Origin of the sequence: Thalassospira permensis NBRC 106175 (assembly GCF_000714555.1) — a bacterium.
GTDB lineage: Bacteria > Pseudomonadota > Alphaproteobacteria > Rhodospirillales > Thalassospiraceae > Thalassospira > Thalassospira xiamenensis.
On record NZ_AUNC01000026.1, the window covers coordinates 1 to 26,419 of the forward strand.

Below are 26,419 nucleotides of genomic sequence, written 5' to 3' on the forward strand. Positions count from 1 at the left end.
TAATGTGCGTAGTGCGGCTGATCGCACCCGCACCGTTTCGTCCTCGATCAATGATGTGGCAAGTGAAACCGGCAAAACCGGCCAACTGTCGGGCGAAGTTCTGACCACAGCACAGGATGCCTCGCACAAGGTCGAGGCCTTGCGTGCGCGCATCAACGGCATCCTCGAAGACCTTCGCGAGCAGGCCCGCAGTCGCGCCGCCTGATTACAAACCACTGTCTTTTGTGCTGAAAGGCCCGCCATCCGGCGGGCCTTTCATTTTTTTTGTCGCTTTGGCATGATCGTCCCCGCCCATGCAGGCAGGGTTTCAACATTTGAAAATGTTTGGATTTTACGCGCTGGGCCAGCTGCCCTTAAGCCGCCCGCCGATCCGGACCGGCTCGATCCGTTTGGCAAGGCCGGTGGCATCGTCGGTTTCGACATAAACACCACACACCGTTGCCGGGCCGTCTGCCGGTTCGAACCGGCCGGTCGGCATTTTGGTGATGAATTTGCGGACCGAATTTTCCTTTTTCATCCCGATCACGGAATCAAAATCGCCGCACATGCCGACATCGGTCTGATAGGCCGTTCCACCCGGCAATATCTGGGCATCCGCCGTCGGCACATGGGTGTGCGTCCCCAGAACAAGCGATGCCCGCCCGTCGCAATGATGGCCAAACGCCATCTTTTCCGACGTGGTTTCGGCATGGAAATCGATGATGATCGCATCAACATTCTTGCCAAGCCTGTGTTTGGCAAAAAGTTTGTTCGCCCCCTGGAACGGGCACGAAAGCGGGTCCATGAACAACCGCCCCATCATGTTAACAACGCAAACTTTTTTGCCCGAACGGGTTTTGAAAACGTAATCGCCCTTGCCCGGTGTCCCGTCGGGGAAATTCCACGGGCGCAGCAGTTTTTCATCTTCATCGATATAGGCAATGATTTCGCGCTGGTCCCAGACATGGTTGCCCGTCGTCAGAACATCCGCACCGGCATCATAGAATTCCTTGCAGATTTTCGCCGTCACACCAAAACCGTGCGCCGAATTTTCCACATTCACCACGGCAACATCGACCGAAAGACGATCACGCAGCATGGGTAATGCTTCAAGTGCTGCGGTACGACCCGATTGGCCAAGGACGTCGCCGAGATGGAGTAAGCGCATTGTAATTCCTGTTCCGTCTCATGCCCGAAATGCGGACATGACTATGAGTGATGCCCCTTAAAGACGCACCGCATGATGCATTACGCAATGTCGAAGGGATATGTTCAATAAATTAAGTGGGAGCCACCGCTGCCGTTGGCCATGTGGTAATTCCTCGTGACCTGCGTGTGCAGGTGGGCGCCGTATAACGAGACCACGGCCTCGACAGGGACAGCTCCCTAGAGAAATGAGCATCGGCCCCGGGAATTAGCGAACCTGACGAACAGGGCAGCCCCCGATTTGCCGCTGCACCCGATCACCGCGAACGGCGCATCGAAAACAGTCAGCGTCCGGAACTTAGTCCTGCGAAAGCTTTTGCGCAATAGCTTCGATGCGAACAGCCATGCTTTCCATGTTTTCCGCAATCGCGTCACCTTCGGCCGCACTTACGCTGCCGGGTTCCGGTTCGACACTTGTCTGACCCTTGCGCAATTTTTCATGCATGTCGCCCAGCTCGTCGGCAATCAGAAGACTGGTCATCACCAAAAGGCGCTGTTCGCCAATCTGGCCAACCGCTCCGGCAATCTCGCGAACCCGTTCATCGACATATTGCGCAAGGTTCATCAGGCGTTCTTCCTGACCATCGTCGCAGGCAACATCATAGCTGCGCCCGTTAATTCGTACTGAAACCTGTGCCATGAATTTTATGCCTGCCTTTGTTCGCGATCATCATCAAGGACCAGACGCAACTGCCCCACGGCACCGTCAAGACGGGCCGAGACGGTCTGGGTTGCTGTTGCGAGCTTGTCATAATCCTGACGCACGGCTGCCAGCTGGCTTTTCAGGGTTTCGACTTCACCGGCAGCATCGGATTGATTTCCGATATCCTTGGCCATACGCGACTCCACGGCAGCATCAAGACTGTCGATGGCCGCTTTAAGTCGGATACTCGCTTCTAGCAAACGCGACATATTCAATATCCAGCTTTGTTAAACTACCCGGTCGGCACAGGCAAAACCCGTACCCAATCGCAAGATTGGCCACCCTGCCAACCGACTTTGTCATGAAAAAGGCTGATTTGTTGCCGAACAAACCCGTGGCATCAAATATCTGCCCCACGGAATAATGCCCGGAAACCGTATGGAAAAGCCCGTCATGACATGCGCAACGTTACCCGCACCGTTCACCGAACCGAAAGGATACAGGGAACGCCGGGCCAAACGGCAACATAGGGGGCAGGATCAGGACGCGTCAACATGCACCTTGGCAACCCGGCATGTTTGTCATTTTCGTTAACCACAATTAGGACAATTGGCGCAGTTTTTCGACAGAAGCGGTTGACGGATGCCCCCCGTACGGGCATGTTCCGCGCGAATTCCGTTAACATGGAATACATGTATCAAAAGTGTTTTCATCGCCCGACCGCGAAACCCCCAGGAACCGCATCCAATGACGACGCAAACAGAACACAACCGCATGGCCAATGCCATCCGCTTTCTTTCGGCCGACGCCGTCGAAAAAGCCAATTCCGGACATCCCGGCATGCCGATGGGCATGGCAGACGTCGCGACTGTTCTTTATACCAAATTCCTGAAATTTGATCCAAAGCACCCGCACTGGCCCGACCGCGACCGTTTCATCCTGTCCGCTGGTCACGGCTCAATGCTGCTTTATTCGCTTCTGCACCTTACGGGTTACGAAGATTTCGATCTGGATCAGATCAAGAATTTCCGTCAGATGGGTTCGCGTACTGCCGGTCACCCGGAATTCGGCCATGGTGCCGGTATCGAAACCACCACCGGCCCGCTGGGTCAGGGCATTGCGACCTCGGTTGGTTTCGCGCTTGGCGAACGCATCATGAATGCGCGCTTTGGCGATGATGTTGTCGATCACTTCACCTATGTGATTGCCGGTGACGGTTGCCTCATGGAAGGCATTTCCCAGGAAGCCATTTCGATGGCCGGTCACATGAAACTGTCGAAGCTGATCGTCCTGTTTGACGATAACGGCATTTCAATCGACGGCCCGACCTCGCTTTCGACGTCCGAAGATCACAAAAAACGTTTCGAAGCCGCTGGCTGGGACGTGCAGCAGATTGACGGCCACGATCCGGTCGCCATCGAAGCCGCGATTGCCAAGGCAAAAACCACCAATACCCCGTCGATGATCGCCTGCAAAACCGTTATCGGTTTTGGCGCTCCGACCAAGGGTGGCACCTCGGCAACGCACGGTTCGCCGCTTGGCGCGACCGAACTTGCCGGTGCGCGTGAAAAACTTGGCTGGACGTCTGAGCCGTTCGACATTCCCGCCGACATTCTCGGCGCATGGCGCAATGCCGGTGCGCGTGGCAAGGCCGACTTCGATGCATGGGGTGCGCGTTTCGAAAATCTCGAAGCCTCCCTCAAAGACGAATTCGAACGCCGCGTCGAAGGCAAACTGCCGGAAAACTGGATCGATGCGTTCAACGACTACAAAAAGCAGATCACCGCTGAACTGCCGAAAGTCGCAACCCGCAAATCGTCCCAGAACGTTCTTGAAGTTCTGACCAAGGCAATCCCGGAAATGATCGGCGGTTCTGCCGACCTGACCGGTTCGAACAACACCAAAACCGGCGTTCAGGCCCCGATCACCGCTGATGGCGGCTATCATGGCGGCTATATCTATTACGGTATCCGTGAACACGGCATGGCGGCGGCCATGAATGGCCTCGCACTGCATGGCGGTGTTCTGCCTTATGGCGGCACTTTCCTGGTCTTCACCGACTATTGCCGCCCGGCAATCCGTCTGTCGGCCCTGATGAACCAGCGCGTTGTCTATGTCATGACCCATGATTCCATCGGTCTTGGCGAAGACGGCCCGACCCACCAGCCGGTCGAACATGTCGCGTCCCTGCGCGCAATGCCGAACGTGACCGTCATCCGTCCGGCCGATGCGGTTGAAACCGCCGAAGCATGGGCAATGGCGATCACCAACGAAACCGGCCCGACCGTCATGGCGCTGACCCGTCAGAACCTGCCGACCTTGCGCACCGAATACCGCGAAGACAACCTTGTCGCGCGCGGCGGTTACGTGATTTCCGATTGCGACGGTGATCGTCAGGTCACCCTGATCGCGACCGGCTCCGAAGTCGAAATTGCCGTAAACGCCCAGGCGAAACTCAAGGCCGACGGCATCAATGCCGCCGTCGTCTCCCTGCCAAGCTGGGAACTGTTCGACGCACAGTCACCGGAATACCGCAAGGAAGTCCTTGGCGACAAACCGCGTATCGCCATCGAAGCCCTGTCGGTCTTCGGCTGGGAAAAATACGTTGGCGACAACGGCAAAGTCATTGGCATGCACGGCTTTGGTGCCTCGGCACCGGCCGAAGTCCTTTACGAGCATTTCGGCATCACCGCCGAGGCGCTGGTCAAGGCGGCCAAAGAACTCGTTTAATTCAAGGGGCCGGATCGGTAATATGCCGATCCGGCCTTTTTTCTATGGGGTTAAACCCCAAGCCGTGATTGATACTCCCCAGGTACCAATCATCATAATTTTGGAGGGATGAATGGCTATTCGCGTAGCGATTAATGGTTTTGGTCGTATTGGCCGTCTGGTTCTGCGTGCCATCGTTGAAAGCGGCCGTACCGATGTTGAAGTCGTGGCCATCAACGACCTGGGTGACGTCGCCACCAACGCACATCTTCTGAAATACGATTCCGTTCATGGCGTTCTGGCCAATGACGTCAAAGCCGAAGGCAACGACCTTGTCATCGACGGCAAGGCGATCAAGGTCTGCTCGGAACGCGACCCGGCGAACCTGCCGTGGGGCGCTCTGAATGTCGATATCGCATTCGAATGCACCGGCATCTTCCTTGACGAAGCGGGTGCAGGCAAACACCTGACCGCCGGTGCCAAACGCGTTCTGATTTCCGCCCCGGCAAAGGGCGACATCAAAACCGTCGTTTACGGTGTCAACAGCGACAGCCTGACCGCATCCGACATCATCGTTTCGAACGCGTCCTGCACCACCAACTGCCTAGCACCGGTTGCAGACGTTCTGAACAAGACCGTTGGCATCACCAAGGGCTTCATGACCACCGTTCACGCCTTCACCGGCGACCAGAACACGGTCGACAGCCTGCACAAGGATCTGCGCCGCGCCCGTGCCGCATCGCTTTCGATGATCCCGACCTCGACCGGTGCGGCCAAGGCCGTCGGTCTGGTTCTGCCGGAACTCAAAGGCAAGCTTGACGGCACCGCCATCCGTGTCCCGACCCCGAACGTTTCGATGGTTGACCTGACCTTCGTTGCCGGTCGCGACACCACGGCTGATGAAATCAATGCCGCGATCAAGGACGCCGCAAACGGCCCGCTCAAAGGCGTTCTGGGCGTTTGCGAAGCTCCGCTGGTCTCGATTGACTTCAACCACAATCCGAACAGCTCGACCTTTGATGTCACCCAGACCCAGGTTATCGGCGGCAACTTCGTCCGTATCCTGTCCTGGTACGACAACGAATGGGGCTTCTCGAACCGTATGTCTGATACCGCCGTTGCAATGGCAAAGTTCCTTTAATCGGAACTTGAAGGTATCTATCCGGATCAGGGCGGCCTTCGGGTCGCCCTTTCTGTTTGGCAAATCCCGACCCGGTGATATTTTGCCCCGATGAAAGACACCACAAACCTTTTCATTCGCATTCATGGCATGGCAGGCGGGCAATCGGCCTGCCGCGTTGCAGGGCGTGCGCGGATCAATCTGCTGTCGCCGGAAAATGCCGGGGCGTCGCTTGGTGCACAATGGTTTGCCACCCTGATCGCCAGATTACGAACCGACTTTCCCGATGCCCTCATCCACGGCATCCTTGATTGTCGCGGGCGTCGCGCATCGGCCTTGGCCGCGATGGAGGCCGGAATTGATGCGGTCCTGCTCGATGACGATCTGCCCGATGATCTGAAAACCCGGCTTGAAAATCTCGGCTCAAAGTCGGGATGCCAGATACGCACCACCCTGCCCGACCCGGACCGGATTTACGAAACCGGTGACGATCATCTGCCCGATGCGGAACTTGACCGGCGGCTTTCGGCGTTTTTGGCTGGGTGATTGCCAAATGGGTGATGAAACGTTACATGATACGCAGTTTTTGATCAGGAATGACCATTGTGAACGCAGACGACCAAACCGGCCTTTATCTTTTGACACCGCCCAAAATCGATCTGGCCGTATTTCCGGATCGCCTGAAATCCGTGCTTGATACCGGTGCGATTGATTGTCTGCAGCTTCGTCTCAAAGACGTTTCCGATGATGAAATCCGCAAGGCGATTGATGCGATCCTGCCGCTTTGTTCGGACCGCGACATTCCCCTGATCCTTAATGACCGCCCCGACATCGCCAAAAAATCGGGCGTTGACGGTGTTCATGTCGGCGAAGAAGACGCCAGCTACGCCGAGGCGCGCGCGATCATGGGCGAAGAACATATCGTCGGCGTGTCCTGCTATGACAGCCGCCACCGCGCCATGGAGCTTGGCGAAAAAGGGGCTGATTACGTGGCGTTTGGCGCGTTCTATCCGACCCAGACCAAAGAAGCCAAAACCAGCGTCACCCCCGAAATCATCGAAATCTGGACGACCTTTACCACGGTGCCCTGTGTCGCGATTGGCGGCATCACGGCCGATAACCTTGGCCCGATTGTCGAAGCCGGTGCCGATTTCATTGCCGTCACGGGCGGAGTCTGGAACCATCCGGACGGCGCCGAGGCCGGGGCAAAGGCAATCAAGGCCGCGATTGCCGCAGCTTCGGACTGAAACCCGACGCGGTTCAATGCCCTTTTGACCTAGGCGATTTGGCGACAGCCATGCGCGAATGACGGTTTGCCATGCACGCAAACCCTGATCAATCTGCTTGCAGCAAATTCGCCAAACTGGTAGTTAAGCCCGACTTTAATGGGACGGGTGTCCCGCTTACATCGTGAATCTGTGATCTGAAAGAACGGTTGGTGCCATGAAAATCAACGGCAACGAAATCCGTCCGGGTAACCTTATCGAACATAAAGGTGCCCTGTGGCGTGCGGTAAAATGCCAGGCTGTGAAGCCGGGTAAAGGCGGTGCGTTTAACCAGGTTGAACTCAAAGACATTCGTACCGGCACCAAGCTGAACGAACGTTTCCGGGCTTCGGAAACCGTCGAACGTGTTCGTCTGGAACAGAATGAATATACCTATCTGTTTGCCGATGGTGACATGATCACCTTCATGGACAGCGAAACTTTCGAACAGATCACAGTCAATGCAGAACTCGTCGGCGAACCGGCTGTATTCCTTCAGGATGGCATGGTTGTCACCATCGAATCCTTCGAAGGCGAACCGCTTGCCGTGACCCTGCCCGAACATGTTGTCTGCCAGATCGTCGAAGCCGACGCGGTTGTCAAAGGGCAGACCCAGTCTTCTTCCTTCAAGCCGGCCGTTCTTGATAATGGCGTTCGCATTCTCGTTCCGCCGCATATTGAATCGGGTACGCGCGTTGTCGTGAACACGACCGAATGCACCTATCTCGAACGTGCAAAAGACTAAGGACATTCGTCCTTAGGCCTTCCTTTTTTACTTTCAAACACCGGGAGATGAGCCGTGCGTGGCGCCGCCCGTCGTTCAGCTAATATCAATGTCATGTTCAAGGCCGTCGAAAAGGCGGCCTATGGACTTAAACGCGACTTCGGTGAAGTCGAAAACCTTCAGGTATCGATGAAGGGCCCGGCAGATTTCGTTTCTGCGGCCGATCACCGTGCCGAAAAACGTCTGCGCGAAGAACTTGAACGTTCCCGTCCGGGCTATGGTTTCCTTATGGAAGAAGGCGGCGAAATCAAGGGCTCCGATCCGGAGCACCGCTGGATCATCGATCCGCTTGATGGCACCACCAACTTCCTGCACGGCATTCCGCATTTTGCGATTTCCGTGGCCCTGCAAAAGGGTGACGAAATCATCGCTGGTATCATCTACGATGTCGCCAAGGATGAATTCTTCTGGGCCGAAAAAGGCGTTGGCGCCTATCTTGATAACCGTCGCCTGCGTGTTTCGGGCCGTCGTCGTCTGAACGAATGCGTTCTGGCATGTGGCGTTCCCCATATCGGGCATGGCGATCACGCCGCGTTTGAAAAGCAGCTGCATTCGGTCATGGATCGTTGTGCCGGTGTGCGCCGCATGGGTGCCGCATCGCTTGATCTGGCCTATGTCGCCGCCGGTCGCTTTGACGGTTACTGGGAATCCCATCTTAACGCGTGGGATATCGCCGCAGGCCTTCTGATGATCACCGAAGCAGGCGGCTATGTCCGCGATGCCAAAGGTGGCACCAACATGCTTGGCACCGGCAGCGTCGTTGCCGCCAACGACTATATCCAGCCCGTGCTGGCCAAGACGCTTAAAAAAGCCGTTACCGAATAAGTATCAGCTTTTATTACCGTTTTTTGAAAGGGCATCCCTGCTTTGGCATGGATGCCCTTTTTGCATTCACGTGCATGTGCCGGTCAAAGCGGTTGTTCATCATCAAGCTCTAAGCTATGGTACTTGCCGTCTGATCATGGATTTATGCCTATGAGCAGACCGGGGTGGCACGCCAAACAAAACGATGTGCCAAAAGATCGACACAAAACTGTGCGTTATAAAAAAACGTGTTCAAACACAGGGTAACAAGGGGCCTGCGATTTGATGATGGGGTATTCCAAGATTTCGGTGCTGGCATTCATGGCCGCACTGGGCGGTAACGTGGTTGTCAGTGGCGGCGCATCCGCACAGCAATACACCCCCGTATCCGTTGACAGCAACGTACAGGTAAACTGGGATGTTGCCGACGGGTTTGGCGGACAACCGACCGTACCGAACTATCTTTCACCCTCGGTTCCGCGTGACCATATTTCGATTGCCGGCAGCGACCTGATCTATCCTGAAACCCGCCCGCATTCAGAATTCCTTGCCGCCGACCGCTTTGCGCAGGATACCGGTGGCGCAACCTATGGCGACGGATTTGAAACCGTTGTCATCGACGGTTCGGGCAGCAACGACGTTCCGACACAATCGCAGTTTTACGGCGTTCCCGGTGTCACCACCAGCCCGTCCTACGATGATGGCGCAAATCAGGTGATCGCCCTTAATCGGCCCGCCCCCACCGCTGCACCGCGCGCCAAACCGGCCAGCCCGGCCGCCACACAGGCAGCCAGCGGCAGCGCACCGGTCCCGCTAGGCAAACCGACCCCGGCACCAAAACCGGCCCCCGCGCCAGCTGCGGAAATGGCCGAGGCCCCCAAGGCCGAACCGGCCCCGAAAGTCGAAACCAAACCGGCCGAGGTCGAACCACCCAAAGCCCCGCCGCTTCCGGCCGAGGACACCAAACAGGCACCACCGCCGCCCGCACCTGAGCCGGTTGTACCGAACAAATCAAACGTGCCAGAGGCCCCAAGCCCGGCACCTGACACCACGACATCGCCGCAGGAAATGCTTGAACAGCGCTCCGACAGCCAACCGTCGGCACCCGCTACACCGGCACCGGTTGCAACCGCGCCGAGCACACCTGCACCTGCACCTGCACCTGTCCCCGCACCGAAACCGGCTGCGGAAACCGCCGCTGTTCCGCCTGCGGCCAAGGACCCGGTTGCATCCGCACCATCTGGTGCCGGTGAATACAGCCTTGCCTTCGGTTCCGGCAGTTTCGAGCTGAACAACGCCGCCCGCGCCCAGCTTGACAGCATCGTCAAGAACATGGGCAGCGATGAAAACATGCGTATCCAGCTTCAGGCCTATGCCGAAGGTGATTCCAACAATGCCAGCAAGGCGCGCCGTCTGTCGCTTTCGCGTGCCCTGCAGGTTCGTTCCTACCTGATCGACAAAGGTGTGCGGTCCACGCGCATTGATGTCCGTGCGCTGGGCGCCAATGTGCCGTCCGGTCCGGCTGATCGTGTCGATATCAAAACCGTTCAACGCTAGGATTGATCCGTCATGAGCAATAATTCGGCCAACGGCATGGCAACCCTTCCTGTCGTGACCAAACCGGGAAGCTACCTGACGCGGATGGGGATTTTCATCGCCATCATCGCCGCCGTCGGTGCCTTGCTGTTTCCGGCACTTTCCGATGCGTTCATGGCCAACGCCGTTCTGAACGGACTGATCCTTGGCGTGTTTGTTGTCGGTGTGATCTATACCTTCCGCATGGTTGCTGGCCTGTCGGCCGAAGTCACCTGGATCGAAGATTTCCGTCGCAACCGTCCGGGTCTGACGTCTCAGGTTCCGCCGAAACTGCTGTTGCCGATGGCCCGCATGATGGCCGAACAGCGCCGCGACCGTCCGCAACTTTCGACCATGGCGACCCGCACCATTCTGGACTCGATCCGCTCGCGTCTGGATGAAAGCCGCGAACTGTCGCGCTATGTTGTCGGCCTTCTGGTCTTCCTTGGCCTGCTTGGCACCTTCTGGGGCCTGCTTCAGACCGTCAACTCGGTTGCCAATGTCATCGGTGATGTCAATGTTGGTTCGGGCCAGAATATCGATCTGTGGTTCAACGAACTGAAACAGGGCCTTGCCGAGCCGCTTGGCGGCATGGGAACGGCGTTCTCGTCCTCGCTCTTCGGTCTGGCCGGTTCGCTGGCGCTTGGACTGATCGACATGCAGGCCGGTCAGGCCCAGAACCGCTTCTTTAACGAACTTGAAGAATGGCTTTCGGGCTTTACCCGTCTGTCTTCGGGCGGTCCGGTGTCAGACGGGGAACAGTCGGTTCCGGCCTATCTTTCGGCCCTGATCGAACAGATGGCCGATAATATGGAAGGGTTGCAAAACTCGATCCAGCGGTCCGAAAGCTCGCAGATCAAATCGCATAACACCCTGATCGATCTGGCCGACAAACTTTCGACCCTGACCGATCAGATGAAGGCCGAACAGCAGCTTATGGTCAAGCTGGCGGAAAACCAGATGCATCTGAAACCCGTGCTTGATCAGCTTTCCGATTCCATGAAAATCGGCAGCTTCGGTATTGACGACAATACACGCGCCCATATCCGTTCGCTCGATAACACCCTTGCCCGCGTTGGCGAGGAACTGACCATGGGCCGTCAGCAATCGACTCAGGAAATCAGAAGCGAGATCAAGCTTCTGGCCCGTACCATCGCCGCGATCGCCGAGGAGGGCTGATCGCATGACCGGGTTGTCACGCCGCCGAAATCGCGACGTCAACACCTGGCCTGGCTTTGTTGATGCCTTGGCCACGCTGTTGATGGTGATCATTTTCCTGCTGATGATTTTCGTCGTCGCCCAGGTCTATCTGGGTGCTGCCCTTTCGGGACGTGATCAGGCATTGAATGACCTGACCGCACAGGTGAACGAGCTAACCAATCTTTTGTCGCTCGAACGCACCAACAATCAGCGCATGGAACTCGAACTGACACAGCTCACGACCGAGCTTTCCAACACCAGCGACCAGCGCGACGATTTGCGCGACCGTGCCGCCGCCCTCGCAAGCCAGCTTTCCGCCGCCGAACTGTCTGCGGACGAGATGGAAAAGAAACTTCTCGCCGCCCTTGCCAATCTTGAGGAAAAAGAGGCCGAGCTCAGCACCGCACGCGAAAAAGCCGACGAACAGCTTGCCGATCAGGAAACCCGCATCGAAGAGCTTTCCGCCCTGCTGGCCTCGCGCGCCGCCGAACTCGAAGACGAGAAAAAGCTCAGCACCGAGGCACAGGCACAGGTCGCCGCCCTCAATCAGCAGATGCTGGCCCTGCGTCAGCAGCTTGCCCGCATCGAAGCCGCCCTCGAAGCGTCCGAACGCGAGAACGAAGAAGCCCAGGCCCAGATTGTCAATCTCGGGCAGCGCCTGAATGCCGCCCTTGCCACCAAGGTCGCCGAATTGCAGCGTTATCGTTCGGAATTCTTTGGCCGCCTGCGCGAAGTTCTGGGCGACCGTCAGGATATCCGCGTGGTGGGTGACCGCTTTGTCTTCCAGTCCGAAGTCCTGTTCACATCCGGCTCCGCCGATCTTGGCGAAGACGGTCAGGAACAACTGGCAAAACTTGGCGATACCCTGAAAACCATTTCGGCCGAAATCCCCGACGATATCGATTGGGTCATGCGCGTTGATGGTCACACGGATAAAGTTCCGATCCGTAACCTGAAATTCGCGTCAAACTGGGAACTGTCGGCGGCGCGTGCCATTTCGGTGGTCAAATTCCTGATCGAACGCGGTGTGCCGCCAAACCGGCTGGTTGCTGCGGGCTTTGGCGAATATCAGCCGCTTGATAACCGCGACGACGAAATCGCCTATCGCCGCAACCGTCGTATCGAATTCAAGATCACCGAACGGTAAGACCGGCACCATAAAGATCACCAACGGCACCCTTGATGGGTGCCGTTGTCATTTCTGGCGCATTTCTCTGGATCGGGAAAAATTCGGAACCAAGAACCACACCGGCACGTTGGAGGCTTAAGGGAGCCTTTCAATAAAAAGGAGGCCACAAATGTCCATCCTCAGGACCCGAAACGAAACCGTTGGCGTTTTTCATGACCTTCCTGCCCTGCAAAAAACCGCAGAGGATCTGGAAGCCGCCGGTTTCAAACATTCCGACCTCAGCCTGCTTGCGACCGAACGCACCATCGAGGACAAACTGGGTCATATTTACAGCAAGGTCGAGGATATCGAAAACGATCCCGACATGCCCCCGCTCGCCTATACCGCGCCAACCCCGATTGGCGATGCCGAGGGCGTCCTGGTCGGTGCCCCCATGTATGCCGCCGCCTTTGGCGCGGCGGGTGTCATGATTGCCGCGGGTGGCCCGATTGCCCTGACCATCGCGGCAATTGTCGGTGCAGGCGGCGTTGGTGCCGCGGCGGGCGGTGTGGTCGCGGCCATGATCGGCAAACGATATTCCGGTGAATTGCAGGACGAACTGGATCATGGCGGGTTGCTGCTTTGGGTACAGACACCCGACGAAACAAAGGAAACCCGCGCCAAAGATATCCTTGCCCGTCATCAGGCCAAACTGATCGGCACCCACGAGGTGGCAAACCCGCACACCAAACGCGACATGCTTTGACCACCATCCCTACCGCTATTGTTACCTGCCCTGAATAACCTTCTACCAAAGAAGCCCCCGGCAAATGCCTGTGGGGCTTTCTTTTTTTCTGGTCTGTATCGCTCCATGCCACTAAATTCACTGCGCTGCCACCGCATTTCCTATCCATCCGTTTTACCTGTTTGACGGAGCCACCATGCTGCGCGATATCTCGCCCCAAAATCTGTTCATGGGTATTCTTGCCGCCTTTGTCGGATCGGCCAGTTCCTTTGCCGTCGTCCTTCAGGGGCTTGGTGCCGTTGGTGCAACGCCCGATCAGGCCGCATCGGGCCTGATGGCACTATCGGTCGCCATGGGTCTGTGCTCGATCTATCTGTCACTGCGCACCCGCATGCCGATCAGCATCGCATGGTCCACCCCCGGTGCGGCCTTGCTGGCAACATCCGGCGCGATTGACGGCGGTTTTGCCGTGGCGGTCGGGGCATTTATTGTTTGCGCGATCCTGATCATCATCTGCGGCATCTGGAAGCCGTTGGGCCGTGCGGTTGCTGCCATTCCCGCCCCGCTTGCCAATGCCATGCTGGCCGGTGTGTTGCTGGGTCTGTGTCTGGCACCGATCAAGGCGGTTGCGTTCAATCCGCTTCTTGGCCTGCCGATTGTCGTTGCGTGGCTGGTGGTCGGGCGGATCAATCGCCTGTTTGCCGTGCCTGCGGCCTTGCTGGCCTTTATCATTGTTATGGTCGTCGGTGTCGAATTCCCCGAAAACACGCTTGGCAGTCTTGGCGGCGCCATCGTGCCGCCGGTCGAATTCGTCATGCCGGAATTCACACTGGCCGGTCTGGTCGGCATTGCCCTGCCGCTGTTTATCGTTACCATGGCATCGCAAAACATTCCCGGCACGGCCGTTTTGCGCGCCAATAATTACGATACCCCGCCCGGGCCGCTTTTTGCCACCACCGGCTTTTTCTCGTTGCTGGCCGCCCCCTTTGGCGGGCATGCCGTCAACCTTGCCGCGATCATCGCCGCCCTGTGCGCGGGCGAGGATGCCCATCCCGATCCGAAAAAACGGTATTGGGCGGCGGCCTTTGGCGGGGTGTTTTACATCCTGTTCGGATTGCTGGCCGGTCTTGTCACCGCCTTTGTCAGTCTCGCCCCCTCGATCCTGATCGAAGCGGTCGCAGGCCTCGCCCTGATCGGGGCGTTTTCCGGATCGGTGGTTGCCGCATTCAAGGATGACGACGCCCGCGAAGCCGCCGCCGTAACCTTCCTTGTCACCGCCGCCGGTCTATCCTTTTTCGGGGTTGCCGGGGCGTTCTGGGGATTGCTGGCCGGTGGGCTGATCTATTTCCTGACCCATCTGCGCAAAGATAAAGCCAGTTAAATACAAAAGGCCCTGCGGATAACCGGCAGGGCCGTTTTTAGTGCCGCAGTTAAAATCAATCCGGCTTCGGGATCGTCAGATTACCCTTGGCATCCAGTTCCCAGAACGGGTTATACGCCACTTCCCAGGCATGGCCGTCGGGATCGCGGAAATATCCCGAATACCCGCCCCAGAACACCTTTTCCGCCGGTTTCTGAATGACCGCACCGGCTTTCTTTGCCTCTGCCATCACCGCATCAACTTCGGCCTCGTCCCGTGCGTTATAGGCAATCGTCAGACCGGCAAAACGGGCACCGGTATCATCCTCAAACTGCCCGTCCTTGATCAAATCTTCCCGGCCAAACAGGCCAAGCGCCAGCCCGTTGGACAATTGATAGAAAACCACCTGCCCCTCGACCATATCACTGACTTTCCAACCAAGTCCGTCCTCGTAAAAACGCCGCGACCGGTCAAGGTCGGCCACGCCAAGCGTAATCAGCGATACACGCTGCTCCATCTTATGCTCCTGCTCAAAGAAGCACCCAAAACCCGACACGAGACTAACACCCCATTTTCAGATTGCCGAGCATGGACTCGATCACATCCGCAATTTCGCACCGCAGCACGACCGCAATAAAATTGCGCGCAAATCGGTACCGGAATAAGTAAATATCAAGTTGACCCAACGTCAACCAGTACAATCAGGCGTTTTGCACATTGCAATGCGAGTTGATTTGAAAAAAGGTCAGCATTCATTACCATTATTCCGTCAGACAGCGATCCGTCCCGACCAAACGCCAAAGCCGGAACGCCAATGACGCAAAAGAGAATTTTACGGGCCATACCAAAAAGCTGCGCGTAAACTTATATCAATAAAAGCAGCGCAACTGGCCCGCACGACCCCGCAATCAGAGAGAGATCCCGAGGGAGACTGGTCATGGCACAATTGGCGGCAATTAGCCTTGATGACAAATATACGCTTGAAGAAGGCCGGGTCTATTTGACCGGTATCCAGGCGTTGGTTCGATTGCCCCTGATGCAGCGCCAGCTTGACGCGCGCGCAGGACTGAACACTGCCGGATGTATTTCCGGTTATCGCGGGTCACCACTGGGGGGCCTTGATCAGCAGCTTTGGCGCGCCAAAAAATTCCTGACCAGACAGCAGATCGAATTTCAGGCCGGTGTGAACGAAGACCTCGCCGCCACCGTCGTCTGGGGCAGCCAGCAGGTCAATATGTACAAGGACGCCAAATATGATGGCGTCTTTGGCATGTGGTACGGCAAGGGGCCGGGCGTTGACCGGTCGGGCGATGTTTTCAAACATGCCAATTATGCCGGTACATCCAAACATGGCGGTGTTCTGGTTCTGGCCGGTGATGACCATTCCTGCAAATCATCCACCCTGCCCCATCAGACCGAATACGCCTTTATCGATGCGCAAATCCCGGTTCTGAACCCGTCTGGCGTGCAGGATATCCTTGATTTCGGTATTCACGGCTGGGCCATGAGCCGCTATTCCGGTTGCTGGGTCGCGATGAAAACCATCGCCGAAACGGTTGAAAGTTCGGCCGCGGTCGATGTCGCGCCGGATCGCATCACGCCGATCATCCCCGATAATTTTGCCATGCCCGAAGGCGGGCTCCATATCCGTTGGCCCGACACGCCAAAGGATCAGGAACATCGCCTGATGAAATATAAACTCTATGCCGCCCTTGCCTATGCGCGCGCCAACAAGCTGAACAAAACCGTCATCGACAGCCCGAATGCACGGCTTGGCATCATCACGACCGGCAAGGCCTATCTTGATGTCATGCAGGCATTCGATGACCTTGGCATATCCGAAGCCGATGCCGCAAAAATCGGCATCCGCGTGCTGAAGGTCGGCATGAGCTGGCCACTCAACCGCGACGATGTGCGCGAATTTGCCATGGGCCTTGAGGAAATCATCGTCGTCGAAGAAAAACGCGCGGTGATGGAAAACCAGGTCAAGGAACAGCTTTATAACTGGCGCGAAGATGTCCGCCCGACCGTGATCGGCAAATTCGATGAAAAGGGCGAATGGATTCTGCCCTCGATGGATGAACTGACCCCGGCGCGCATCGCGGTTGTCCTCGCACAGCGCATCAAGCGTTTCTATGACAGCCCGAAAATCCACGAACGCATCGACTGGCTGGAACAGAAGGAACGCGAAATCGCCGAACCGCGCCCGGATGTCGCGCGCATTCCGTGGTTCTGCCCGGGTTGCCCGCATAACAGCTCCACCAAGGTCCCCGAAGGCAGCCGTGCCATGGCCGGGATCGGGTGCCATTACATGGTCAACTGGATGGACCGTTCGACCGAAACCTTTACCCATATGGGCGGCGAAGGTGTCACCTGGATCGGGCAGGCCCCCTTTACCAACACCAAGCACGTCTTCCAGAATCTGGGTGACGGCACCTATTACCATTCCGGGTCGCTTGCGGTGCGCGCCGCCGTCGCGGCCGGTGTCAACATCACCTATAAAATCCTGTTTAACGATGCGGTTGCCATGACCGGCGGACAACCGGTTGACGGCCCGCTGACCGTGCCGCAAATCACCCGCCAGATGGCCGATGAAGGCGTGAAACGCATCATCGTTTTGTCCGACGAGCCCGATAAATACCCGGTTCCGTCGCATTTCGCCGATGGTGTTGATATCCGCCACCGCGACGAATTGGACAATACCCAGAAAGAACTGCGCGAAATCGAAGGTGTCACCATCCTGATCTTTGATCAGACCTGTGCAGCCGAAAAACGCCGCCGTCGCAAACGCAAACTGATTGTCGATCCGCCCAAACGGGTTTTCATCAATGATCTGGTGTGCGAGGGCTGCGGCGATTGCGGTGAAAAATCCAACTGCCTGGCCGTTGTCCCGGTCGAAACCGAATTTGGCCGCAAGCGCGCCATTGACCAATCGGCCTGTAACAAGGATTTCTCCTGCCTGAATGGCTTCTGCCCAAGCTTCGTCACCATCGAAGGCGGATCGTTGCGCAAACCCGAAGCCGCCGCCAAAAGCGGCAATGCAGGCGATGCCATCTTCGCCAGCCTGCCGCGCCCGACCCTGCCCGACATCACCGATCCGTGGTCGGTTCTGATCACGGGCGTTGGCGGCACGGGTGTCGTGACCATCGGTGCCCTGCTTGGCATGGCCGCCCATATCGAGGGCAAGGGCATTGTCGGCCTTGATATGGCGGGATTGGCGCAAAAAGGCGGTGCCGTCGTAAGCCACATCCGCTTTGCCGATACGCAGGAAAAACTCCATGCCGCACGCATTCCGGCGGGCGAGGCCAATGTGGTGCTGGGTTGTGACCTTCTGGTCGCGGCAAGCTTCGAAGGCCTTGCTAAGATGCGCCGCAACTTTACCCAGGCGGTCATCAACACCCACGAAACCGTCACCGGTGCCTTTACCCGCAACCCCGATTTCCAGTTGAAATCGAACGAGCATATGAAGGTCATTTCCGATGCGTGCGGTGCCGATGCGGTGAACTTTGTCGAAGGCAGCGATATCGCCACCCGCCTGATGGGCAATTCGATTGCCACCAACCTGTTCATGCTGGGGGTCGCATGGCAGCGCGGCCTGATCCCAATCACCGAAGAAGCCCTGATGCAGGCGATTGATCTGAACGGTGTCGCGATTGATATGAACAAGCAGTCCTTCTATTGGGGCCGCCTGTTTGCCCATGATCCGAAACGCGTGCTTGATGTCATCGGCCCGAACGAGGCCGAGGCACATCCGATTGCCACCACGCTTTCGGATATCATCGCCAAACGCAAAGCCTTCCTGACCGATTATCAGAACGCGGCCTATGCCAACCGGTTTGTCGCACTGGTCGACAAGGTTGCCGCGGCTGAAAAACGCCTTGATGGGGGTGATGATCTGGCCCGGACGGTGGCGAAATATTACTTCAAACTACTCGCCTACAAGGACGAGTATGAAGTTGCCCGCCTTTATACCGACCCGGCCTTCAGGGCCAAACTCGCCAAAAACTTCACCGGTGATTACAAAATCCGTTTCCATCTCGCCCCACCGGCCTTCGCCGACAAGGACCCGGAAACCGGCCACCTGAAAAAGCAGGCCTTTGGCCCGTGGATGATGAACGCCTTTGGCATTCTTGCGAAATTCAAGTTCCTGCGCGGCACGGCACTCGATCCGTTCGGTCGTACCCATGAACGCAAAATGGAACGCCAATTGATCGCCGATTACGAGGCACTGGTGGACGAGGTCATCAAGGGCCTTAACCATGACAATGTCCGGATTACCAACGCGCTTCTGGCCCTGCCCGAACAGATCCGTGGTTACGGCCATATCAAGGATGGCAATATCGACAAGGTCAAAACCCGCGAGGCAGAACTGCTTGAACAGTTCCGCAATCCGCCGGAGCATCTGAAAGCCGCGGAGTAATCCGCAGTCCAGAAAACTGCCAGAAAACAAAGGGGCCGCTGATCATGCGGCCCCTTTTTTATGTTGATGTTACGCCAGTCGCGGCCGTGGCCCGCCCAGCGGGAAATGCAGATCGGGCAAAACCCGTGCCGCCCGACGGCGCAGATCACGCACCGGATGTTCGCGAAGCTGTCGACTGCGATAACTTGCAATCATGTCATCGGTCGCCTGATAGCCATCGTCAATCCCGCGATCAAGGTTCTCCCACGTCCAGTCGTAATTGATATGGGGTGAAACCGGGATTTCGATGATGTCGATCTTCCGCCCGCTTTCGGCGACTTCACGCTTGAAGGCCTTGACCGCATCCTCGCTTGCCGATGCGGCAAACAGCATGATCAGGTTGTTAAGCGCGTCATAAAGATTTTCCGGCTGACGCACCTGCTTAAGGTCCAGAATACGGCTGACCCAGACTTCCTCGACATCGGGATGATGGCGCAGGAAATCAAAGAAATTGACCGTATCAACCGTCGCCCCCTCGCAATAGGTATCGCCGTTTATTTCAACCGGTTCCTCGATAAACGGCAGGGCCGAACAGGCACAAAGCGTTTGCGCATTCATTTGCGGCAGGTTGTAATGATCGGGCTTGTTGGTAAACAGCTCCAGCCGCTGCTGTGTCAGGTTATAGGCATTATGGAAAAGTGCTGGTTTATCGGGCTGATACAGCCGGTCAAAATCCAGCCGATCCAGGAACATGCTGTCAGGCGAATAGATTTTCGCCAATCCCTTGGTCTTGGTCTGATACATCGCGCCCACCATAAAGCGCGACAGCGGATTGACCGCCAGAATACCATTCAACAGCACATCGTTGAGGTTATGGGGCGTCCAGTATTTCGGATTGCCCATGAAATGGCGGACATGCTCGGCGGCTTCGGCCATCGCTTCTGGCACGATCAGCCCCTGATAACTGTCCGGGTTAAAGAAATAGGAAAGCCGGTTGGCGAAATCGGAAAAGAAATCCGGCGCAAAGGCCGATGCAATCGGAAAGCGGTCATAAACGCTTGCCGGGCGGAATATCTTGCGGAAGAACCCAATCGTCTGATCAAGTTCCTGTCCCTCGTCCGCCTGATGCCAGGCCACAGAAAGCCACGCACCGATACAGGCAGACGACCAGATATCGAACGTGATATCGGGTTCCTGCTGAAGTCGTTTCAGAACCCCGATACTTAATCCGACGGCAGGTCCCCCGCCGGACAAAAAGATTGCCCGTTTGATTTTTCTCACAGCTATCTCCCACTCATTTGCCGTTAAACGGCTGAACACCCGAACGCTGCGTTGGAATAACGCCGCAGTTGCCAGCGCTTCCACCCAGGAGATATCGGCCCGTCTCACGCGGACCTCTGAAGCTAAGAATAATTATAACCTATTCAATATTTAAGATAATTTACCATTCGACATCAAACTTATGAAAGTTTGGAACAAATATAGACCATCGAATAGTATGAAAACCCAAATATCTATACCAGTAAAATGCTTCGTAACTTTTATTTCATTATTGATGTGACGGCCGTCACAGGCAGAAATATACTTCCATGATCGCCAATCTCATAAATAAAGAAGGCCGCCAATTTGGCGACCTTCTGTAATTCTACGATTCGGCAATCCGTTATTCGTAATAACCGACCATAAAGATTTTGCCATCATGGGGTTTTACCCAGGTTTTCTTTTCGGCAAGTTTCTTGGTTTCCGGGTGGGTCCAGGTATAGTTGGACCAGCCGCCATCCGGGTTCGTCTTGCCAGTTTCCACCATGTCGCGAATGATGAAATTGCTGTTCACATCCTGAAGATCCCAGATTTTCGGATTGTTGATCAGCTTCGGATTGATCGCATGCGTCAGGAACGTGCCCTTTTCACCATCGGCGACAATCACATAAAATTCGTCAAAGACATATTCACCGTCCTTGTCGTTGAAGGTGGCAAAGGACTTGTCCTGTCCGACCTGATCGTAAAGTGCGATGGCCTTATCGACCAGTTCCTGTGCGGTTGCCGCCTTGTCCTGGGCCTGTGCAAGGCCGGTGGTCAGGCAAAGTGCGGTCATGGCAGAAACAAAAAGACGCATAAATGTTGTCATCAGGTAATCCCCTTTGATGAACCTGTTGGAAGTAAAATGGAAAATGGATCAGACCGCCCGCAAACGGGCGACAAGCCCGTCCACAGATGAACTCAAACCGGTCATCTGGCGGCCAAGCTCGCCGGTTGCCTGCCCGACGGAATCCGCTGAATCGCGGGTGGCACGGGCAATTTCACGCACATCGCCAATCCCGCCTGATACGGTTTCGGCATACCCGGCGGCTTCCGAAATGCTGTTGCTGATCTGGCCGGTGGCCGTCCCCTGCTCCAGCACCGCATCGGCGATGGCTTTAAGGATAGCGTTGACGTCATTGACACTGGCAACAATCGTCTGGATCGCCTCGACCGCAAGAACGGTTTCCGTGCGGACATTGGCGATTTCCGTCGCAATTTCCTCGGTCGAACGTGCCGTCTGGCTGGCAAGGTTCTTGACCTCGTTTGCCACAACCGCAAAGCCCTTTCCGGCATCCCCGGCACGGGCCGATTCAATCGTCGCGTTAAGCGCTAAAAGGTTGGTCTGTTCGGCAATATTGCCGATCAATGCCGCAACATCCTCGATCCTGACACTGGCTTCTTCAAGCTTGCGGATTTTGGCATCTGCATCCAGTGCCTGCTCGCTTGCGGCCTGTGCGCGTCGGCTGCTTTCCTGGATTTCGTTGCTGATCTGGGAAATGGCGGCCGCAAGGCTGTTGGCGGCCTCTGAAATCTCGCCCATATTGCGGCTGGATTTGCCCGACGCATCATAGGCATTCTCGCTTTGCTGATCGGTGCGTTCGGCATTGGTCAGCATGGCACTGGCCGATGCCCCGATTTCCTCGATCGCAGCACTGACTGCGGTTGCCGTCCCCTTGACCGATGTTTCGATCTCGGCGGCAAGTTCCTGCATGATCCGGCGTTTTTCCTCGGCCGCCTTGGCTTCGTCCTCTATGCGTTTGCGCTCGGCTTCCTTCAAACTTTCGGCATTCTGGCGGAACACTTCAACCGCCCCTGCCATGCTGCCCATTTCATCGGTCCGCCCGGTAAAGGGCACATCGATATCCGCCCGACCATCGGCAAGTTCGCGCATCACTGCCGTCAACCGTTTGACCGGCACGCCGATCACGCGCGTGATGGCAAAACTGATCAACACCATCGCAAGGACGGCGACAACCGATGCAATGATTGTCTGATTCTGGGCTGCCATGCCAGCTGCCATCGCATCCGAACTGGCAACATCCATGCGGCTTTCCGCCGTTTCACGAAGCTCGGCCAAGGTTGCCATCAGGCTTTCGTAATCCGACTGTGCCGACCACGAAAAACTCAGCGCCCCGGTATACTCGATATCAAGCATCCCCAGAACCTGGTCGATCTTGGCAAGGTAATCTTCGTAAAGCTTGGCCGCGCCTTCCGCGATCTCGCGTTCCGGCCCCTGCATGTTCCGATCACCCAGCATCTGGGTAAACGCATCGCGGGCCGCCGTAATCTGCGACTGCAATTCCGCATTCACGCTGCTCATGCGGTCTTCGTCAACGCCTGCCGCCGACCATGACAGCAGACGATAGACCGTCTGATGAACCTTTGTGACATTGCGGTCGATATTGCCGATATCGCGGACCTCCGGATAGGCCTCCGAAACGGCAAATTCCAGACCGTTGCTAAGTGATACAATCGCGCGTCCCCCGATGACGCCCACAATGGCAATGGCGATAACCCCGATCAGCGGCAGAACCGCCAACTTGGTACCGATATTCAGATTGACGAAAGTTTTCATTCTGTAACGTTCTAACCAATTGTAACTACAAGGATATCAGGCTGCTGCCCCAACAGCTTCCCGGAAGGCGGTGACTATGGCGTCACCCTTATTTTTGCGATGTCCCTTAACCACGTCATTGGCGACACAGCGATCATCCGCCCGCAGCATTTCGCAGGCCGCGAAATACTTGCGCGGCAAATGCCGACCGTTTGTTTTTATTGAAAATGTGGTGATGTGCCGGGCATGACCGGGCACGGATATATGTGCAGCCCCGCGCCGGATAAGGTTCGGACCAGCATATCGGATATGACGCCCCCGCGTCCCGATGCCGTTCCCCGATACAAGCCCGTGGCCTGCTACCGCTTTCGCAGCCCGTCCTATCCCCGCCATCGTACCCCCACGATCCGACAGACGCGCAAAAATGCACCCCGTCATACAGGTTTCCGCGGCATGAACCGATCTTGATCGTTTCCAGGGATATTTTCTTCTATCACCTGACCGCGCGGCAGAGTGTAGTCAGCGACCACTAGCGCAACCAAGTGACATGTTTGTTAGGATATTAGTTCAAAAATAAGACAAGAAATACTACCCTACGGTATATTTTTCCTATCACGTCCACGTATAAGTATAAAGTGACAAATACTTGTACATTTGCCGATTGTATCGGGTTTTGCCTTTGGATTTAAATCATCACGGAATAACGATATCGCCATCCGCCCCCGGAGTCATCCGGCCTGCTGCCGTCCTTCCGAATGAAATCAGTAATTTCTTTCTGCGCGCTGCTGACAGTTTCCGGTCCGGCTCAGGTGCCGCGCGCACAATGGCTGCTTCAAACCTGTCGGCAACGATCAATCCGACATCAACCGGGATCAGGTCGCGCGGAAATTCCATCGGCACGGCAAAGAAAAACCGGTCGCAATAATCAAGATAGCTTTCCCACTTCTGATCAACGCGAAAATCCTCGACCGACGATTTGACCTCGACCGCCCAAAGATCACCCTTTTCCCCAAGGGCCAGAACGTCAAGCCTCCGCCCGTTGCCAAGCCTAAGCTCGGTCAGACAAGCCATGCGATGATGATACAAAAGACGGCAAACGCCTTCTGTGACTTCGCTTGTGATTTGGGGGCGATTGCGTTCATTCATCGCCACAGGATACAAAAACAAAAGCCCGCTCGAAAGCGGGCTTTGCATCTTGGCGCGACACTCCTGACACAGCAGATCAGCTCATGCCAAGCGCACGTTTGTAAACCTCAAGGATTTCTTCCTGTTCGGTGCGTTCGTGGTCTTCCATTTTGCGCAGACGGATGATCTGGCGCAGGATTTTCACGTCATAACCAAGCGCCTTGGCTTCACCGTAAACTTCCTTGATATCGGCCATCAGGTTGGCCTTTTCTTCTTCAAGGCGTTCGATACGTTCGACATAGCTCGCAAGCTGATCGGCTGCGATTCCACCGACTTCGGTCATTCCTGATATTCTCCGATCATGTTTGCGCAGCGGAAACCGGTGCGCTGAATTTTAATGCGGCGCGACGATACTCAATGCGCTTTGCCATGACAAGACCCGTTAACCCCGCAACTTCCAAACGGCTGTCAGACCGCCGATTTTTCGCCGGGCACCGTATGCGCAATCAGGTTATCGGCCACCGCAAGCAACGCATCGCGCGGGCTTGCGCCGTTTTCCACCGCATCGGTATAAATCTCGCGCTGGCGGCGTGCGCTTGTGCCGCGTGCAATAATGGTGCGCGCATGCTCGACTTCCGCGACACAGCCGAAATGCTCGGCATCCGGGCGGATCAGTTCGATGATTTCTTCCAGCAGATCGGCATAGGGCACAATCTCCGCCCGGCCAAAATCAATCAGCCCGGTCTTTTCCCCGGCGTCGCTTCCATACCGGCACGCCCGCCAGCGGTTTTCACGCACCAGCATGTTGGAATAAATCCGCCACCGCTGGTTATTGCGCCGCAAACGATACAACATCCGCATCAGGCATCGCGTGATCGACGCCACACAGATCGCGTCTTCCAGATCGGTACAGACATCGGCAATCCGCATTTCAAGCGTCGGCCAACGGTCAGACGGGCGCAAATCCCACCAAAGCTTGGTGCCATCCTCGATCACCCCGGCCTGGATCAGCATATCAACATGGCGGCGATATTCCGCCCATGATCCGAACACTTCGGGCAATCCGGTACGCGGCAGGTTATCAAACACCGAAAGCCGAAATGTCTGAAGCCCGGTATCGCGCCCGCGCCAGAATGGCGAACTGGTGGTCAGTGCCAGAAGATGTGGCAGAAAATAACTCGCCTGCGCCATCAGCTCGATCCGCAGGTCATCATCCTCGATCCCGACATGCACATGCATCCCACAAATCAGAAGCCGGTCAACAACCGTGCGAAGGTCACGCGCAATCGTGCTGTAACGCTCGCCCTCGGTGTGTTTCTGACTGTCCCATTGCGCAAACGGATGGGTCGATGCCGCCAGCAACGCCATATCATAGCGCGCGGCAATATCGGCAACCGTGCTGCGCATATGCGTTAACTGGTCACGCGCCTCTGCCGCACTATTGCAAACCTTGGTGCCGGTTTCGACCTGGCAGCGCATGAATTCGCTTGAAACCTGATCGCCCAGCGCATCCTTGCAGTCTTTCAGAAACCCCGCTGCCGGGTCCGTCGCCAGATCGCGACTTTCGCGGTCCACCAGCCAGAATTCTTCCTCGATCCCGATGGAAAAGCCCGGTTCGCGCGAATGGGACACCGCCAAATCAGTCTCTCCTGATTTTATAAAGGTTCGGGTCGGCCAGGATGTCGACAAACGCATCGCCAAGGATTTTGGCCCATTTTTCACATCCCGCATCAGTATCAATCAGATCCTGCCGGATTTCAATCGACACACAGGGCAATCCACCGGCTTCGCCGTGATGATCGATGGTGTAATCGGCCATATGCTGCCCGGAATAGGGTTCGTTATCACCAATCGTCAGATCGGGATTCTGTTCACGAAGCTTTGCCAGCAACGGTACGGGAATACGATCATCGCGATCCCAAAGAATGCCGATTTCCCACGGGCGTTCAAACCCTTGGAAAACCGGGGTAAAGCTGTGAATGGCGATCAGGGCCGGAACGATTTTATGGGCATGGAAATTGGCAATCCGTTCCTCGATGGCCCCGTGATAGGGCAGGAAAATCTCGCGGATGCGTTTCATATGCTCGGTCGGGGAAACGTTTTTGTTTCCCGGCACCACCGTCTGATCGGCGATTTCGGGCATCCCGGTCGGGTCCCAAAGCTGCCGGTTGCAATCAATCACCAGCCGCGAATAACCGCCCAGAACCGCCGGGCAATCAAACCGCTCCACCAGAATTTCGGTCACCTTGCGTGCCCCGATATCCCACCCGATATGGCGTTTGCGTTCTTCTTCGGGCAGGCCCAGCGTACCAAGGCTTTTGGGGATTTCGCGCGAAGCATGGTCACAGACAAAAAGCGAATGCCCCTTGCCGTTCTCGTTCAAAACCTCAAACGGTGCGGGATCATCATGGCCCAGCAGCGACCCGGTATGGTGGCTCACGCGAATTCTCCTGAAATTGGGGCAGCTTGAAATTTTCGGGTCCGGAACCGGCACGGACCGGCAATCGGACCCCGTTGAACTATCAATTTATTGCAGGACTG

At 56.4% G+C, this 26,419-nt stretch carries 24 protein-coding genes and 1 other RNA gene; 13 read left to right on the top strand and 12 right to left on the bottom strand.

The features are described 5' to 3' along the window. The coding region (locus tag SMB34_RS21140; RefSeq protein ID WP_037990849.1) for a hypothetical protein at nucleotides 1–205 on the top strand (205 nt) is incomplete at its 5' end. A 126-nt stretch (nucleotides 206–331) separates the two neighbouring features. On the opposite strand, the gene SMB34_RS13650 is transcribed toward SMB34_RS21140, so the two are convergent. The 4 genes from SMB34_RS13650 to SMB34_RS13660 all read right to left on the bottom strand — a co-directional run bounded on the left by SMB34_RS13650 (nucleotide 332) and on the right by SMB34_RS13660 (nucleotide 2,097). Continuing rightward, the gene (locus tag SMB34_RS13650; RefSeq protein ID WP_037990851.1) at nucleotides 332–1,147 is read right to left on the bottom strand and encodes a TIGR00282 family metallophosphoesterase; all 816 of its coding nucleotides are present in this window, start codon (nucleotides 1,145–1,147) and stop codon (nucleotides 332–334) included. 116 nt (nucleotides 1,148–1,263) lie between these two features. Then, nucleotides 1,264–1,424: non-coding RNA, 6S RNA (gene ssrS, locus SMB34_RS20915), on the bottom strand. Nucleotides 1,425–1,483: 59 nt separating this feature from the next. After that, nucleotides 1,484–1,825, bottom strand: a complete 342-nt coding sequence (locus SMB34_RS13655) for a cell division protein ZapA (protein ID WP_037990853.1) — start codon at nucleotides 1,823–1,825, stop codon at nucleotides 1,484–1,486. A gap of 5 nt (nucleotides 1,826–1,830) precedes the next feature. Beyond that, the gene (locus SMB34_RS13660) at nucleotides 1,831–2,097 is read right to left on the bottom strand and encodes a DUF4164 family protein (RefSeq protein WP_007092439.1); all 267 of its coding nucleotides are present in this window, start codon (nucleotides 2,095–2,097) and stop codon (nucleotides 1,831–1,833) included. Between the two features lie 478 nt (nucleotides 2,098–2,575). Between SMB34_RS13660 and tkt the strand changes: the two genes are divergently transcribed. The 11 genes from tkt (at nucleotide 2,576) to SMB34_RS13715 (ending at nucleotide 14,519) form a co-directional block, all read left to right on the top strand. Next, nucleotides 2,576–4,558 carry a transketolase gene (tkt, locus tag SMB34_RS13665; protein WP_037990854.1) on the top strand — a complete coding sequence of 661 codons (1,983 nt, stop codon included), beginning with the start codon at nucleotides 2,576–2,578 and terminating at the stop codon, nucleotides 4,556–4,558. A 112-nt stretch (nucleotides 4,559–4,670) separates the two neighbouring features. Beyond that, nucleotides 4,671–5,678 carry a type I glyceraldehyde-3-phosphate dehydrogenase gene (gene gap / locus SMB34_RS13670; protein WP_007092441.1) on the top strand — a complete coding sequence of 336 codons (1,008 nt, stop codon included), beginning with the start codon at nucleotides 4,671–4,673 and terminating at the stop codon, nucleotides 5,676–5,678. A 90-nt stretch (nucleotides 5,679–5,768) separates the two neighbouring features. Continuing rightward, nucleotides 5,769–6,203 carry a hypothetical protein gene (locus tag SMB34_RS13675; protein ID WP_037990856.1) on the top strand — a complete coding sequence of 145 codons (435 nt, stop codon included), beginning with the start codon at nucleotides 5,769–5,771 and terminating at the stop codon, nucleotides 6,201–6,203. A gap of 50 nt (nucleotides 6,204–6,253) precedes the next feature. After that, nucleotides 6,254–6,904 (top strand): thiamine phosphate synthase, encoded by a 651-nt coding sequence (gene thiE / locus SMB34_RS13680; protein ID WP_037990858.1) that lies wholly within the window; start codon nucleotides 6,254–6,256, stop codon nucleotides 6,902–6,904. A 196-nt stretch (nucleotides 6,905–7,100) separates the two neighbouring features. Further along, nucleotides 7,101–7,667 (top strand): elongation factor P, encoded by a 567-nt coding sequence (gene efp, locus SMB34_RS13685; RefSeq protein ID WP_037990860.1) that lies wholly within the window; start codon nucleotides 7,101–7,103, stop codon nucleotides 7,665–7,667. Nucleotides 7,668–7,721: 54 nt separating this feature from the next. Next, complete coding sequence (locus tag SMB34_RS13690) at nucleotides 7,722–8,531, top strand: inositol monophosphatase family protein (RefSeq protein WP_007092445.1); 810 nt, start codon at nucleotides 7,722–7,724, stop codon at nucleotides 8,529–8,531. A 264-nt stretch (nucleotides 8,532–8,795) separates the two neighbouring features. Beyond that, complete coding sequence (locus SMB34_RS21530; protein WP_037990861.1) at nucleotides 8,796–10,067, top strand: OmpA family protein; 1,272 nt, start codon at nucleotides 8,796–8,798, stop codon at nucleotides 10,065–10,067. 12 nt (nucleotides 10,068–10,079) lie between these two features. Next, nucleotides 10,080–11,264 carry a hypothetical protein gene (locus SMB34_RS13700; protein ID WP_007092447.1) on the top strand — a complete coding sequence of 395 codons (1,185 nt, stop codon included), beginning with the start codon at nucleotides 10,080–10,082 and terminating at the stop codon, nucleotides 11,262–11,264. A gap of 4 nt (nucleotides 11,265–11,268) precedes the next feature. After that, nucleotides 11,269–12,432, top strand: a complete 1,164-nt coding sequence (locus SMB34_RS13705) for a peptidoglycan -binding protein (protein ID WP_037990863.1) — start codon at nucleotides 11,269–11,271, stop codon at nucleotides 12,430–12,432. 151 nt (nucleotides 12,433–12,583) lie between these two features. Beyond that, on the top strand, nucleotides 12,584–13,159 hold the full coding sequence (locus SMB34_RS13710) for a hypothetical protein (protein ID WP_037990865.1): 576 nt from the start codon (nucleotides 12,584–12,586) through the stop codon (nucleotides 13,157–13,159). A gap of 175 nt (nucleotides 13,160–13,334) precedes the next feature. Next, on the top strand, nucleotides 13,335–14,519 hold the full coding sequence (locus tag SMB34_RS13715) for a benzoate/H(+) symporter BenE family transporter (protein ID WP_037990866.1): 1,185 nt from the start codon (nucleotides 13,335–13,337) through the stop codon (nucleotides 14,517–14,519). Nucleotides 14,520–14,574: 55 nt separating this feature from the next. On the opposite strand, the gene SMB34_RS13720 is transcribed toward SMB34_RS13715, so the two are convergent. After that, a complete protein-coding gene (locus SMB34_RS13720) occupies nucleotides 14,575–15,015 on the bottom strand; it encodes a VOC family protein (protein ID WP_037990868.1) in 441 nt (146 codons plus the stop codon). Nucleotides 15,016–15,435: 420 nt separating this feature from the next. On the opposite strand from SMB34_RS13720, the gene SMB34_RS13725 reads away from it, so the two are divergent. Beyond that, nucleotides 15,436–18,918 carry an indolepyruvate ferredoxin oxidoreductase family protein gene (locus SMB34_RS13725; protein ID WP_037990870.1) on the top strand — a complete coding sequence of 1,161 codons (3,483 nt, stop codon included), beginning with the start codon at nucleotides 15,436–15,438 and terminating at the stop codon, nucleotides 18,916–18,918. Nucleotides 18,919–18,987: 69 nt separating this feature from the next. Here the strand turns inward: SMB34_RS13725 and SMB34_RS13730 are convergent, their stop codons facing one another. The 7 genes from SMB34_RS13730 to SMB34_RS13765 form a co-directional block, all read right to left on the bottom strand. Then, the gene (locus SMB34_RS13730; protein ID WP_037990871.1) at nucleotides 18,988–20,178 is read right to left on the bottom strand and encodes a patatin-like phospholipase family protein; all 1,191 of its coding nucleotides are present in this window, start codon (nucleotides 20,176–20,178) and stop codon (nucleotides 18,988–18,990) included. A gap of 382 nt (nucleotides 20,179–20,560) precedes the next feature. Continuing rightward, nucleotides 20,561–21,025, bottom strand: coding sequence for a cache domain-containing protein (locus SMB34_RS13735; protein WP_007090954.1), 465 nt, complete (start codon nucleotides 21,023–21,025; stop codon nucleotides 20,561–20,563). A gap of 48 nt (nucleotides 21,026–21,073) precedes the next feature. Then, nucleotides 21,074–22,774, bottom strand: coding sequence for a methyl-accepting chemotaxis protein (locus SMB34_RS13740; RefSeq protein WP_037990873.1), 1,701 nt, complete (start codon nucleotides 22,772–22,774; stop codon nucleotides 21,074–21,076). A 672-nt stretch (nucleotides 22,775–23,446) separates the two neighbouring features. Then, on the bottom strand, nucleotides 23,447–23,947 hold the full coding sequence (locus SMB34_RS13750) for an MmcB family DNA repair protein (protein WP_240478830.1): 501 nt from the start codon (nucleotides 23,945–23,947) through the stop codon (nucleotides 23,447–23,449). A gap of 28 nt (nucleotides 23,948–23,975) precedes the next feature. Next, nucleotides 23,976–24,221 (bottom strand): DUF2312 domain-containing protein, encoded by a 246-nt coding sequence (locus SMB34_RS13755; RefSeq protein WP_007090950.1) that lies wholly within the window; start codon nucleotides 24,219–24,221, stop codon nucleotides 23,976–23,978. A gap of 125 nt (nucleotides 24,222–24,346) precedes the next feature. Further along, nucleotides 24,347–25,516 (bottom strand): carboxylate-amine ligase, encoded by a 1,170-nt coding sequence (locus SMB34_RS13760; protein WP_037990877.1) that lies wholly within the window; start codon nucleotides 25,514–25,516, stop codon nucleotides 24,347–24,349. A 1-nt stretch (nucleotide 25,517) separates the two neighbouring features. After that, nucleotides 25,518–26,318, bottom strand: a complete 801-nt coding sequence (locus SMB34_RS13765; RefSeq protein WP_037990879.1) for an N-formylglutamate amidohydrolase — start codon at nucleotides 26,316–26,318, stop codon at nucleotides 25,518–25,520. Nucleotides 26,319–26,419: the final 101 nt, after the last annotated feature.